The following is a 13128-nucleotide window of genomic DNA, read 5'->3' as shown; positions in this document are numbered from 1 at the left end:
TTGCGTTAAAAATTTGCGACACGTCAGCTTCACGTCAGTTTGTCACCGGCCACTCTGCCGGATGACTGCCGAGCGGCATCGCCGGACGGCTCCATTGCGCCGGCGTCTTCGACAGCAGCGCTGAATGGCGCACCGCCTTCAACGTGCCGAAGCCAGATGGCATGCTCTCGATGAATGCAGCGTGTATGGCCTCGCCCGTAATATCCGGGGTATTCAGGCCATTTTCGAGCCGTCCGAGATTCCACAGCCAGCGCCCGGTCTGCGCCAGCGATACGCGCACGTGCCAGCTGCCGCCTTCGCGGGCCTGGCGGGCCTTGGCCATCATCGCGCCGAACGCCATCAGATAGCCGGTGGCGTGGTCGAGCATCTGTGCCGGCAATTCCTTCGGTCCATCGATGCCGGCAGCCTGTCCCTCGGCATGGTTGAAGCCGGTCGTGGTCTGCACCAGAGAATCGAAGCCGCGCCGCTCCGCCCATGGGCCGGCATGGCCATAGGCCGACAGCGTCACGTAGACGATGCCGGGATTGATTTTTGCCGCGTCCTCCGGCGTAAAGCCGAGAGCGGCGAGCGCGCGCGGGCGATAGCCTTGCGAGAAGATGTCGGCGTCCTTCAACAGCGCGCGCATCTGCGCTCTGCCCGCCTCGCTCTTCAACTCGATGAAGGTGGTGAGCTTGCCGCGGCCGGTGTCGATGGTCAGCCACGGAATGGCCGGCAGTTCGGGGCCTGACACGAGCAGCACATCCGCGCCGTGCGCGGCGAGCGTGCGGCCGGCGATGGGCCCCGCGATGACGCGAGAGAGATCAAGCACGCGCAGGCCCGAGAGCGGGCGATCGCCTTTTAGCCATGGCTTCGGCGGGGCCTCGCCGATCTTCTCGATCGAGACCAGCGGCAATTCGGCGAGCGCGCGGGCCTGCGGCAGCGCCGACCATTCGTCGTAGGAGCGCATCAGGGCAACGACGCCGCCCGCAGCGTAAGCCGCAGTCTCGAAATCCTCGCCCTTCCATTGCATCAATGCGGCCTGCACCTTCTCGCGCTCGGGTTCGCAGCCGAGCACCTTGCAGACGGCGTCGCGATGATGCGGGAAATTGGTGTGGCAGCGGACGAAGCGGTTGTCGCCGGTTCTGTAGACGCCAGCGATGGCATCCCAGGCGGGCGGCGGCGGCTTGTCGTCGACGCGCAAGTAGCGCTCGGAGCGGCATTCGGCGACGGCATGGCGCAGTTCGACGCTGACGTCCTGCGCTTCGCCGCTGCGCAATCTCCAGATTTCGGCGGCGGCAAGGCCGGCGGCGGCGATAGTCGTTTGGCCGGCAATTGCGACGCGAAACGAGGACGGGATCTGCGGCTCCTCGCCCGTCAGCCGCACGCGCGCGAGCGCGGCGGCGTCACCACCGGCGGAGGTCCAGATGCCACTGAGAATTTCGGTGGGGCTTTGCATGACCCTTCTCTCCCTTTAGTTTGCGACCATCGCATTAGCACACAAGGACATGCAATGGCCGCCATCGATCCTCTCACCGCAGGCGCCGTGTTCATCGCAACGGCGGCTACCGACGCGGTCTATGTCATGTTCACCTCGGCCGTGATCGCGCGCAAGCGCGTGCCCGCGGCGAACTGGAGCGCTGTCTGGTACATGCTCTCCTCCTATGCGGTGATCAGCTACACCGAAAACGCTTTCTATGTGGCTTTCGCGGCGATCGGCTCCTGGGCCGGCGCCTACGTCTCACTGACATTCCTGCACCGCCCGCCCGGCGGCCCGCCGGTGGGAGCGGCACCGGAGTGAGGGCCGCTGTTTCCACACGCTCATTGCGAGCGAATCGAAGCAATCCAGAGTCTTTCCGCGGTGGCAGTCTGGATTGCTTCGTCGCAAGAGCTCCTCGCAATGACGATGTGGAGGCTTTTGGGCGTCTCTCGAAACAGCTACACTCGCTGCGACCAACAAAAAAGGAAACCAAACAATGGATCTCGGTCTCAAGGGCAAGAACGCCGTCGTGCTTGGCGGCACGCGCGGCATCGGGCGGGCGATTGCGGCGACGCTGGCCGGCGAAGGCAGCAATGTCGCGGTGTGTGCGCGCAACGCCGACCAGGTTGCCGCCACCGTTACGGAGTTGAAGGCGAGCGGGATCCGCGCGACCGGCAGTCCGGTCGACGTCACCGACGGCGCGGCACTGAAATCCTGGATCGAGAATGCTGCAAAGGAGCTTGGCGGCATCGACATGCTGTTCTCCAACGCGGGGGCGATGGCGCAAGGCCATGATGCCGCATCGTGGGAACAGAATTTTCGGCTCGACCTGCTCGGCGCCGTGCATGCGTTCGACGCCGCGCGGCCGTTCCTCGAGGCCAGCGGTGCAAGCAGCGGCGATGCCGCTTTCGTGATCATCTCATCGATCTCCGCGGCGCAAGCGGATACGGCGAGCTCCTACGGCCCGATCAAGGCTGCGTTGATCCACATGGCCAAGGGGCTGGCACGGCAGTACGCGAAGAAGAAGATCCGCGTCAACGTGGTCTCGCCAGGCACGGTCTATTTCAAGGGCGGCGTCTGGAATACGATCGAGCAGAACATGCCCGAGCGCTACAATGATGCGATGAAGCGCAACCCCACCGGCCGCATGGCGACGCCGCAGGAGATCGCGAGCGCAGCGGTGTTTCTGGCGAGCCCGGTGTCGGGGTTCACCACGGGCTCCAATCTGGTGGTGGACGGCGCGATCTCGAACCGGGTGAATTTTTAGAATATGCTCGTCATTGCGAGCGCAGCGAAGCAATCCAGTATCTCTCCGCGGTAACAGTCTGGATTGCTTCGCTGCGCTCGCAATGACGGTGTGGCAGCAGAGTGCTCTACATTCCTCAATGGAAATCCCGCGACGGCGGCAGGATGCGGACGTTGCGGGGGTGGCGAAGTTTTTGCGCGGGCGCATCGGTGTGGGCGCGGGGATCGTCGTTGAGCGGTTCGACCACGGTGGCGCCTGCCGGCACCGGATGCTTGCGGCCGAGGGCGTCGTTGGCGAGGCCGACCAGATCGTGCGAACGGTCGATCATCCGCTGGGCGATCAGATGCGTCACCTTTTCGGGGCTGCTCTGGATATAGCCTTCGACCAGGATGAGGCGGGCGCCCATCACCTCCTTCCGGTACTGCTCCATGATCTTCGGCCACACCACGACATTGGCGATGCCGGTTTCGTCCTCCAGTGTCATGAACACGACGCCGCTGGCGCTGCCCGGCCGCTGCCGTACCAGCACGACGCCGGCACAGCGGACACGGCGCCGCTCATTGTCATGGTTGATGTCCTTGCAGGCGACGATGCGCTCGCGCGAAAACATCTCGCGCAAAAATTCCATCGGATGCCCCTTCAGCGATAACCGAATGGTCTGATAGTCCGCGACCACCTGTTCGGCCCGCGGCATCACCGGCAACGGCCTGGCATGCTCGTCCGGCTGCTCGCGTGCGGTGGCCACCTCGAACAGCGGCAGCGGCACATCGCCGGGCAGGCGCCGCACCTGCCACAGCGCCTCGCGACGGTCGAGCCCGAGCGAGCGGAACGCGTCGGCATCGGCGAGCAAGATCAGCGCGCGCTTGGGCAGACCGGTGTCGCGGGCGAAATCTTCCAGCGAGGTGAAGGGCCGGCGGTTGCGCGCGGCGACGATGCAGTCGGCCCAGTCGGGCGCTCTCTCCACATACTCATTCCGAGGCGCGCCTCTTTTCAGCCTTTCCTCATCCTCATCGAGCCAATGAAAACCGTCTATCTGGCGGAAGCCCAGGCGCACGGCGCAATATTTGCCACTTCCTTCTTCCAGCGTGTTCTGCGCAAAGCTGTAGGACACATCGATATCGCGCACCTCGACGCCGTTCTTGCGAGCGTCGCTGACGATCTGCGCCGGGGCGTAAAAGCCCATCGGCTGCGAGTTCAGGAGGCCGCAGCAGAATGCATCAGGGTGATAATGCTTCAGCCATGAGGAAATATAGACAAGCTGCGCGAAGCTTGCGGCATGGCTCTCCGGAAAACCGTAGCTGCCAAAACCCTTGATCTGTTCGAAACAGTTTCTGGCAAAATCCGGCGCATAACCGCGTGCGATCATGTTGCCGATCATCTTGTCTTCGAACTTGCCGATGGTGCCGACATTGCGGAACGTTGCCATCGCACGGCGCAGGCCGTTGGCCTCCTCGGCCGTGAACTTCGCGGCCTCGATCGCGATCCGCATCGCCTGCTCCTGGAACAGGGGCACGCCGAGGGTCTTGTGCAGCACTCTGTAAAGCTCGTCCTTGTCGCCATGCTCCGGTGACGGCGATGGATAGTTCACTTTTTCCAAGCCGTTCCGCCGCCGCAAATACGGATGCACCATGTCACCCTGGATCGGCCCCGGCCGCACGATCGCGACCTCGATGACGAGATCGTAGAAGGTCCGTGGCTTCAGCCGGGGCAGCATGTTCATCTGCGCGCGGCTCTCGACCTGGAATACGCCGAGCGACTCCCCGTCGCACAGCATGTCGTAGACTTTGGAATCATCCTGCGGGACGCTCGCCAGCATCCAGCGTTCGCCCTTGTGCTGCTCGATCAGATCAAAGCACTTGCGGATGCAGGTCAGCATGCCCAGCGCGAGCACGTCGACTTTCATCATGCTGAGCGCGTCGACATCGTCCTTGTCCCATTCGATGAAGGTGCGATCGTCCATCGCGGCATTGCCGATCGGCACATAGGTGTCGAGCCGGTCCTGCGTGAGCACATAGCCGCCGACATGCTGGGACAGATGACGGGGGAATTCGATCAGCTCGGTCGCGAGCTCGACTGCGAGGTTGATCATTGAATTTTGCGGATCGAGGCCGGCCTGCCTGACCTGCATGTCGTTGAGGCCCTTGCCCCAGCTTCCCCAAACGGTGTCGGCGAGGGCGGCGGTGACATCCTCGGTCAGGCCCAGCGCCTTGCCGACGTCGCGGATGGCGCTACGCGGGCGATAATGGATGACGGTGGCGATGATCGCGGCGCGATGGCGGCCGTAACGGCGATAGACATATTGCATCACCTCCTCGCGCCGCGAATGCTCGAAATCGACGTCGATGTCGGGCGGCTCCAGCCGCTCCTTGGAGATGAAGCGCTCGAACAGCAGATCGACCTTGGTCGGGTCGACCGAGGTGATGCCGAGCACGTAGCAGACCGCCGAATTCGCCGCCGATCCCCGCCCCTGGCACAAAATGTTCTGGCTGCGGGCGTAATGCACGATGTCGTGCACGGTGAGGAAGTAATGCGCGTATTTCAGATCGGCGATCAGTGCGAGTTCTTTCTTCAGGGTGGCGCGCAGCTTGTCGTCGATCTTGCCGCCGAAATATTTGTCGACACCGGCCCAGGTCAGATCCTCCAGATGCCCCTGCGCGGTCTTTCCCGACGGCACCGGCTCATCCGGATACTGATATTTGAGCTGATCGAGCGAGAAGGTGATCTTGTCCGCAAAGCGCATGGTCTCCGCGATAGCTTCGGGGAAATCGCGGAACAGCCGCGCCATCTCCCTGGGCGTCTTCAGAAATCGCTCGGCATTGGCTTCCAGCTTCCGGCCGACCGCCTCGATCGTGGTTTTCTCCCGGATGCAGGTCAGCACGTCCTGGAGGGGACGGCGCGCGGGGTGGTGATAGAGCACCTCGTTGGTCGCAAGCAGCGGCACTTTTGCTTTTGCGGCGAGATCGTCGAGCTGCGCGAGGCGGCGGCGGTCGTCGCCACGATAGACCAGGCTCGCCGCCAGCCACACGCCCTCGGCACGACTTGCCTTCAGCTTGGCGAGGATGTCCTGCGTCTGCGCCGCATCGAAGCGATACGGCAGCGTCAGGATCAGGAGCTGGCCTTCGGAAAACGCAAGGAGATCGGCGAAGGTGAGATGGCACTCGCCCTTCGCGATCCGCGTGATACCGTCGCCGCGCTTGCCTCGGGTGAGAAGCTGGCACAGCCGGCCATAGGCGGCGCGGTCACGCGGATAGACCAGGATATCGGGCGTGCCGTCGATGAAGACGATGCGGGTGCCAATCAAAAGCTTCGGCTTGTGCAGCACCTCGTCATTGTCGAGCTCCTTGTGGGCGCGCACTACGCCAGCGAGCGTGTTGTGGTCGGCGATGCCGATCACGGGAATGCCGAGGATGCTGGCCTGGTGCACATAGGCACGCGGATCCGAGCCGCCGCGCAGGAAGGAGAAATTCGTGGTGATGCCGATCTCGGCATAAGCGGGTGTGTTCATGCGAAAAGACCGTGCACATACCAACCGGGAGGAACGGGCTTGCCGTCGCCGTCGAAGCACTCCCTTTCGTAAAGACCGTCGCGAAAGATCCAGAAGCGCAGGCCCTCGGCATCCTCGATACGGAAATAGTCTCGCGTCAGTTGCTTGCCGTCCTGCCGCCACCATTCCATGGCAATGCGCTCGGGGCCTTCCACCCGCACCACCGCATGCTGCGCGCGGCGCCAGGTGAATTGATGCGGCGGCCCGTCGGGCACGGTCGCAAACGGCACATTGATCGGCTCAGGCTTGTCGAACAGCCGCAACGGACGCAGCGGCGGCTCACTCTTGGTGCGCGCGGGCCATTCGGCCTGCATGGCCACGGCGAGATGATGCTGCGCCGGCGCGGCCAGCACCGCACATTCAGGGATATGGGTATCCTCAGGCAGATGCACGACGACGCGCTTTCCGCCGATGCGCGCGGCGATGCGGTCGATCAGCGCGGCAAGCTCGTCATTGTCGTGGACATGGGCGTCGAGATCGCGCTGCTCCTGCACCACGATCTCGGTGCGGCTTGCCGACAGCCGCACCATGTCGAAGCCGAAGCCGGGATCGAGCGGATCGGCGAGTGCATCGAGGCGCTCGCGGAACAGCCGATCGATCACCGCACTCCGCGTCACGGGACGTCCGGTCTCGACCATAATCGCGCGCACCGCGCCGTCGGTGCGGAAGAAGGCTGCTTCCAGGCGGCGCGCGCCCTTGCCCTGCTTCTCCATCGACGCAATCAGCGTGTCCGCCAGGCGCGACAGCGTCATCGCGATCATGGTGTCGGTCGCGATCGGCTCGGCAAAGCGTTTCTCCACGATGTAATCGGGCAGCGGCTTTCGTGGATTGATCGGCGCATCGCCCTGCCCCAGCGCATGCGCGAGCAGCGTGGAGAACCGCGCACCGAACCGCGCCGTGATTTCGCTCGGCGTGCGCGAGGCGACATCGCCGATGGTCTTCAGGCCGGCGCGTCGCAGGCCGGTGCTGATGGCCTCACCCGCGCCAAGCGCTGACACCGGAAACCGGCTGATTGCCGCCGCCTCCCCGCCATCGGCAACGATGGTCCCTGAAGATTGCCGCGTCAACGTGCGCGCGCAGACCGAGGTGCCGGCGATCGCCGCGCTGACGGCAAAGCCCTGTCGATCGAGGGCACGGACAAGGGTTTGCAACAGCGCAGCCTCGCCGCCGAACAGATGCGCGCAGCCGGTGATGTCGAGGAACAGCCCGTGCGGCGGATCGAGTGCCACCAGCGGCGTGAAACGATCGCACCAGTCTGCGATGTCGCCGATCGTCTTGGCATCGGCCACGGCATCGGCGTCGAACACCTTTAAATCAGGACACATCGCCCGGGCATTGGCCAGAGGCTGGCCGATATGCAGACCGAGGCGCTCGGCCGCCTCGTCCAGCGCATGGATCACCAACGCGTTGCTGTCCTTGGCAACGACGATGCTGGGCGCATTATTTTCATGCAGTCCGACGTTGCCGAAGAACCGCTGGATCCGATCGATGGGCAGGCGCGGCAGCCACAGGCTGAGGATACGCCGACGATTCAGAGAACTGGCACTCATCACATTTCCATTCCATGATCCACCGCCCGCACGGGCCATGACGATTGCGCAGGAGCTCGGCATCGAAACGCGGCGCCCCCCAAGCGCTCCACATCGCGCCCGGCGGCGAATGCGCCGCGCGCAGCATCCATCTGGTCTCGGCGGTTGAGGGTAAAGGTTGCGCGGCCATCCGCAGCAACAGGCCGGTGACACCGGAAGATTGCGCAGCCAGCGTCAGCTTGCGGCTCGCCACCAGATCGAACTGCCTCGTCTCGCCCCAGAGCTCGAGCACGACGGCACCCAGCGCGTCGCAGGCGAGCGCATCGGCCGACGTGCGCAACGCACTCTCCACGTCGGCGGCGCGCACCATCACCATGCGGCGCGGATCGAGACCGATCTCGGTGAGCCCGCTCATCGACAGCGCACCGGTTTCAATTTCTGAAAAATCCTGCCGCACCCACAGCAGCGGTTTTCGCGCCGTCATCCGCCCCGCAAGTCCGGTGACAAAGCCCGTCGCGGCCGCGCCCTGACGTCCCTCGCAAAATACCTCGTGGATTGCCGCGCGCGCGAGCCCGCCCTTTAGCGCGTTGTCGGCCTCGCGATGGCCGAGCGCGACACGGTCGCGATGATGCACGACCTCCGCCGTCTCGATGCGCTCGATCTGGCCGCGCAAGGCTGCAAGCGCGCTGATGCGTGCGCCGCTCATGGTCGCCGCTCCTTGAAGGGGTGATTGCCGTGGCTCTCAAAAAGAGAACCAACGGCTGGCTCAATTGTTCATGGTATGTTCTAATATAAAGCTAACGGCGCCTGGAGAGTCAATCGAATTGGCACTCTTCGGGATTCATGAGCTGAATCAAAGGGATTCCAATATGGACGTGCAACGCAAGCTGGAAATCCTGGCGGACGCCGCCAAGTACGACGCGTCCTGCGCCTCCAGCGGCACCGAGAGGCGGGATTCCAGCGACGGCAAGGGCATGGGATCGACCGCGCCCGGCATGGGCATTTGCCATTCCTACGCGCCGGACGGCCGCTGCATCTCGCTGCTCAAGGTGCTGCTGACCAACGCCTGCAATTACGACTGCCTCTATTGCGTCAACCGGGCCTCCTCCAACGTGCCGCGTGCCCGCTTCACCATCGACGAAGTGGTCAAGCTGACGCTCGACTTCTACCGGCGCAATTACATCGAAGGGCTGTTTCTCTCCTCCGGCATCATCCGCAACCCCGACTACACCATGGAGCAGGTGGTGAGTGTCGCGCGAAAACTGCGCGAGGAGCATCACTTCCGCGGCTACATCCATCTCAAGACGATCCCGGAGGCCGACGATGCATTGATCTCCGAGGCCGGCAAATATGCCGACCGTCTCTCCATCAACATCGAGATGCCGCAGGAGACGAGCCTGCAGCAATTCGCGCCCGAGAAGGACGTGCGCGCGATCCGCCGCACCATGGGCCGGCTGCGGCTGAAGCTGGACGAGGCCGAGGAAAGCCGCAACGCGAACACGAAAGCCAAGCCGCAGCGCTTCGCGCCGGCCGGCCAAAGCACGCAGATGATCGTCGGCGCCGACGCGGCCTCCGACCACACCATCCTCCACACCAGCGCCAATCTCTACGGTTCATACAGGCTGAGGCGCGTCTACTATTCCGCGTTCAGCCCGATCCCCGATGCCAGCCGCGCGCTGCCTCTGCGCGCGCCGCCCTTGCTGCGCGAGCACCGACTCTACCAGGCCGACTGGCTGATGCGGTTCTACGGTTTTGACGTCGGCGAGATCGTCGACGAAAGTGCGATGCTGCCGCTCGACATCGATCCAAAACTCGCCTGGGCATTACGCCACCGCGACCGCTTCCCGCTCGACGTCAACCGCGCCAGCCGCGAGGAGTTGTTGCGCGTGCCGGGCTTCGGCACCAAGGCGGTCGATCGCATCATCGCAACGCGACGCACGACCACGATCCGCGTCGCCGATCTCGCGCGGCTGCATGTGCCCCGCAACAAGGCGCTGCCGTTCATCGTCCTCAGCGACCACCGTCCCGCGCCGCACCGCCTCGACGAGGCACGGCTGATCGAACGGTTCAAGCCGAAGGCAACGCAACTGGGATTTGGCTTCTGATGCAATATATCACCCTCGAGAACGAAACCGATTTCGACGGCTGGCGCAAAGCCGCGCGTAGCCTCGTGCTACACCAAATGAAGCCGGCAGACATCACCTGGACCGTGCAGGGCGGCGAAGCGGAGCTGTTCGCGACGCCCTCGCCGTCTCCGCTGCCGGCGGGTGGCGACGGCACCTTCAACGTGCCTGCAAAATTCGTCGAGCTCGCCAAGGCCGCGATCCTCCATCGCGATCCCGAGCGTTTCGCGATCCTCTATCGCCTGCTGTTTCGGCTGAAGGACAACCACGATCTCATCGAGGTCGCGACCGATCCCGACGTCGCGCAAGTCACGGCCATGGCAAAGGCGGTCTACCGCGACGAGCACAAGATGCACGCCTTCGTGCGCTTCCGCGAGATCGGCAGGGAACGCGAAGCACACTATGTCGCCTGGTTCGAGCCGGAGCATCATATCGTCGAGCTCGCCGCGCCGTTCTTCGCCCGGCGCTTTGCCGACATGCCCTGGTCGATCCTGACGCCGGATTTGTGCGCGCATTGGGATGGCCACGCGCTCTCGTTCACATCAGGCGTCAGCAAGAGCGAGGCACCGAGCGAAGACCGGCTGGAGGAAACCTGGCGGCGCTACTACGCCAGCATCTTCAATCCGGCCCGCCTGAAGGTGAAGGCGATGCAGGCCGAGATGCCGAAGAAATATTGGAGGAACCTGCCCGAGGCTTCGATCATTAAGCCCTTGATTGAGGACGCCGAGCGCATGACCGGCGCCATGATCGCCAATGCCGCAACCGATCCGCACAAGCCTCAAAAGCGGCCGGAGGCTCCGATGAAACGCAAGACCGCTGCCGACGATCTCGAAGCGCTCCGCGAGGAGGCCGCCCACTGCCGCGCCTGCCATCTCTACAAGGACGCCACCCAGACCGTGTTCGGCGAGGGTCCGAAGTCAGCCAATATCATGCTGGTCGGCGAGCAACCTGGCGACAAGGAAGACCTCGCGGGCCATCCCTTCGTCGGTCCGGCCGGCCAGATGCTCGACAGGGCACTGCAAGAGGCCGGCGTCGACCGCAAGAAGGTCTATGTCACCAACGCGGTGAAACACTTCAAATTCGTGCCGCGCGGCAAGATCCGCCTGCATCAGAAGCCGAATACGCCGGAGATAAAGGCCTGCCGGCAGTGGTACGAGCGGGAAGTCTCCGTCATCCAGCCCGATCTCATCGTTGCGATGGGCGCGACCGCCGCGCAGAGCGTGTTCGGCAAGATCACCCCTGTAGGCAAGACCCGCGGCCGGCTGATCGACCTTCCCGACGGTCACAAGGCGCTGGTGACGGTGCACCCGTCCTATCTGCTGCGGTTGCCCGATCCGGAAGCCAAGGCGCTGGAATATCAGCGCTTTGTCGAAGACCTGAAGATCGTCGCCGGTTTGCAGAAGAAAGCCGCGCGCGCCGCCTGAATACGGGCGGGAAAACCCCTTTCAGGTGCCGTCCTGTCATCCAGCCTTCAAATCCATCGGGGACAATAGCCCTTACAGAAAGTTAAGGGGCGTCCAGACATGACCGATGTTGCATTCGACCGCGCGGTAGCCGATCCCGCGCCGATCCAGCCGGCCTCGCGGCCAAATCTCGACAAGGGCTTCAATCCGCTGACACTGATCCTGTTCTTCGGCATCCTCGCCGCGGGCCTGCTCTATGTGGCCTACAGCATCTATTCGGATGTCGATGCGACCGGCACGCGGATCACGAGCTACCTGCCCTATATCCTTCTTATCGTCGCCCTCCTGATCGCGCTCGGCTTCGAATTCGTCAACGGCTTCCACGACACCGCCAACGCGGTAGCGACCGTGATCTACACCCATTCGCTGCCGGCCGAGGTCGCGGTGATGTGGTCAGGCTTCTTCAACTTTCTCGGCGTGCTGCTCTCGTCTGGCGCCGTGGCCTTCGGCATCGTCTCGCTGCTGCCCGTCGAGCTGATCCTCCAGGTCGGCTCCAGCGCCGGTTTCGCGATGGTGTTCGCGCTACTGATCGCCGCGATCCTTTGGAACCTCGGCACCTGGTATTTCGGCCTGCCGGCCTCCTCCTCGCATACGCTCATCGGCTCGATCATCGGCGTCGGCGTCGCGAACGCGCTGATGCGCGGCCGCGACGGTACCTCGGGCGTGGACTGGGGCAAGGCCACCGAGATCGGCTATGCGCTGTTGCTGTCGCCGCTGGTTGGCTTCGTCTGCGCCGCCGGCCTGCTGCTGCTGCTCAAGCTGATCGTCAAGAACCCAGCGCTCTATGCCGCCCCTGAGGGTAATAAAGCCCCGCCGATCTGGATTCGCGGCCTGCTGATCCTGACCTGCACCGGCGTCAGCTTCGCCCACGGTTCGAACGACGGCCAGAAGGGCATGGGCCTGATCATGCTGATCCTGATCGGCACCGTGCCCACGGCCTACGCGCTCAACCGCGCATTGCCGGAGTCGCAAGTCGCCCAGTTCGCGAAGGTCTCGGATGCCGCCTCCAAGGTGGTTGCGGCCAAGGGCGCCGGTCATGCGATCATCGGCGATCCCCGCCCTGCGGTGACGCAGTACGTCACCTCGCATCACATCAGCGAAGGCACCTATCCTTCTCTGTCAGTGCTGGTGAAGGATGTCGGCGAGCAGGTCGCGAAATACGGTTCGCTGAACAAGGTGCCGGCGGAAGTCGTCGGCAACACCCGCAACGACATGTACCTGACCTCGGAAGCGATCCGCTTCCTGATGAAGGACAAGGAAAATGACCTTAGCAAGGAAGAGGTCGCGACCTTGAACGCCTACAAGGGCGGCCTCGACAGCGCGACCAAGTTCATCCCGACCTGGGTGAAAGTGGCCGTCGCGATCGCGCTCGGCCTCGGCACCATGATCGGCTGGAAGCGCATCGTCGTCACCGTCGGCGAGAAGATCGGCAAGACCCATCTCACCTACGCGCAGGGTGCCTCCGCCGAGCTCGTCGCCGCCGCCACGATCGGCGCCGCCGACGTGTTCGGCCTGCCGGTCTCGACCACCCACGTGCTGTCGTCCGGCGTCGCCGGCACCATGGCCGCGAACGGTTCGGGTCTCCAGGTCGCCACCATCAGGAACATGGTGATGGCCTGGGTGCTGACCTTGCCCGTCGCTATCCTGTTGTCGAGCACGCTGTACGTGATCTTCTCGCGGATCTTCTGAAGCCGATCATCGCGTCACTCGAAGACAAAGGGCCCGTGCGATGCGCGGGCCCTTTTCGTTTGTGCTTTCGACTTGACC

9 protein-coding genes are annotated in these 13128 nt (G+C 63.9%); 5 read left to right on the top strand and 4 right to left on the bottom strand.

Annotation, left to right across the window (positions count from 1 at the left end):
• Nucleotides 1-34 precede the first annotated feature (34 nt).
• Nucleotides 35-1435 carry a CoA transferase gene (locus tag IVB41_RS01630; protein ID WP_247426072.1) on the bottom strand — a complete coding sequence of 467 codons (1401 nt, stop codon included), beginning with the start codon at nt 1433-1435 and terminating at the stop codon, nt 35-37.
• A gap of 54 nt (nt 1436-1489) precedes the next feature.
• On the opposite strand from IVB41_RS01630, the gene IVB41_RS01625 reads away from it, so the two are divergent.
• Nucleotides 1490-1777: a hypothetical protein gene (locus tag IVB41_RS01625; protein ID WP_007593600.1), complete on the top strand. Its 288-nt coding sequence runs from the start codon at nt 1490-1492 to the stop codon at nt 1775-1777.
• 175 nt (nt 1778-1952) lie between these two features.
• Complete coding sequence (locus IVB41_RS01620) at nt 1953-2723, top strand: SDR family NAD(P)-dependent oxidoreductase (protein WP_247359903.1); 771 nt, start codon at nt 1953-1955, stop codon at nt 2721-2723.
• Between the two features lie 115 nt (nt 2724-2838).
• Here the strand turns inward: IVB41_RS01620 and IVB41_RS01615 are convergent, their stop codons facing one another.
• From IVB41_RS01615 to IVB41_RS01605, 3 genes are read right to left on the bottom strand one after another with little or no spacing between them, the layout of a single operon-like run.
• Nucleotides 2839-6207, bottom strand: a complete 3369-nt coding sequence (locus IVB41_RS01615) for an error-prone DNA polymerase (RefSeq protein ID WP_247426069.1) — start codon at nt 6205-6207, stop codon at nt 2839-2841.
• The gene (locus IVB41_RS01610) at nt 6204-7796 is read right to left on the bottom strand and encodes a DNA polymerase Y family protein (protein WP_247426067.1); all 1593 of its coding nucleotides are present in this window, start codon (nt 7794-7796) and stop codon (nt 6204-6206) included. The genes IVB41_RS01615 and IVB41_RS01610 overlap by 4 nt, the downstream gene beginning before the upstream one ends.
• Nucleotides 7693-8481 carry an ImuA family protein gene (locus tag IVB41_RS01605; RefSeq protein ID WP_247359906.1) on the bottom strand — a complete coding sequence of 263 codons (789 nt, stop codon included), beginning with the start codon at nt 8479-8481 and terminating at the stop codon, nt 7693-7695. The genes IVB41_RS01610 and IVB41_RS01605 overlap by 104 nt, the downstream gene beginning before the upstream one ends.
• Nucleotides 8482-8644: 163 nt before the next feature.
• Between IVB41_RS01605 and IVB41_RS01600 the strand changes: the two genes are divergently transcribed.
• The 3 genes from IVB41_RS01600 (at nt 8645) to IVB41_RS01590 (ending at nt 13050) form a co-directional block, all read left to right on the top strand.
• A complete protein-coding gene (locus IVB41_RS01600) occupies nt 8645-9880 on the top strand; it encodes a putative DNA modification/repair radical SAM protein (RefSeq protein WP_247426065.1) in 1236 nt (411 codons plus the stop codon).
• Nucleotides 9880-11322: a UdgX family uracil-DNA binding protein gene (locus IVB41_RS01595; protein ID WP_247426063.1), complete on the top strand. Its 1443-nt coding sequence runs from the start codon at nt 9880-9882 to the stop codon at nt 11320-11322. The genes IVB41_RS01600 and IVB41_RS01595 overlap by 1 nt, the downstream gene beginning before the upstream one ends.
• 99 nt (nt 11323-11421) lie before the next feature.
• Nucleotides 11422-13050 (top strand): inorganic phosphate transporter, encoded by a 1629-nt coding sequence (locus IVB41_RS01590; RefSeq protein ID WP_247426061.1) that lies wholly within the window; start codon nt 11422-11424, stop codon nt 13048-13050.
• Nucleotides 13051-13128: the final 78 nt, after the last annotated feature.

It is taken from the genome of Bradyrhizobium sp. 44, from assembly GCF_023073095.1.
Taxonomy (GTDB): Bacteria; Pseudomonadota; Alphaproteobacteria; order Rhizobiales; family Xanthobacteraceae; genus Bradyrhizobium.
Note: the sequence above shows the minus strand (reverse complement) of the source record. Positions and strands in the feature narration are given on the sequence as shown.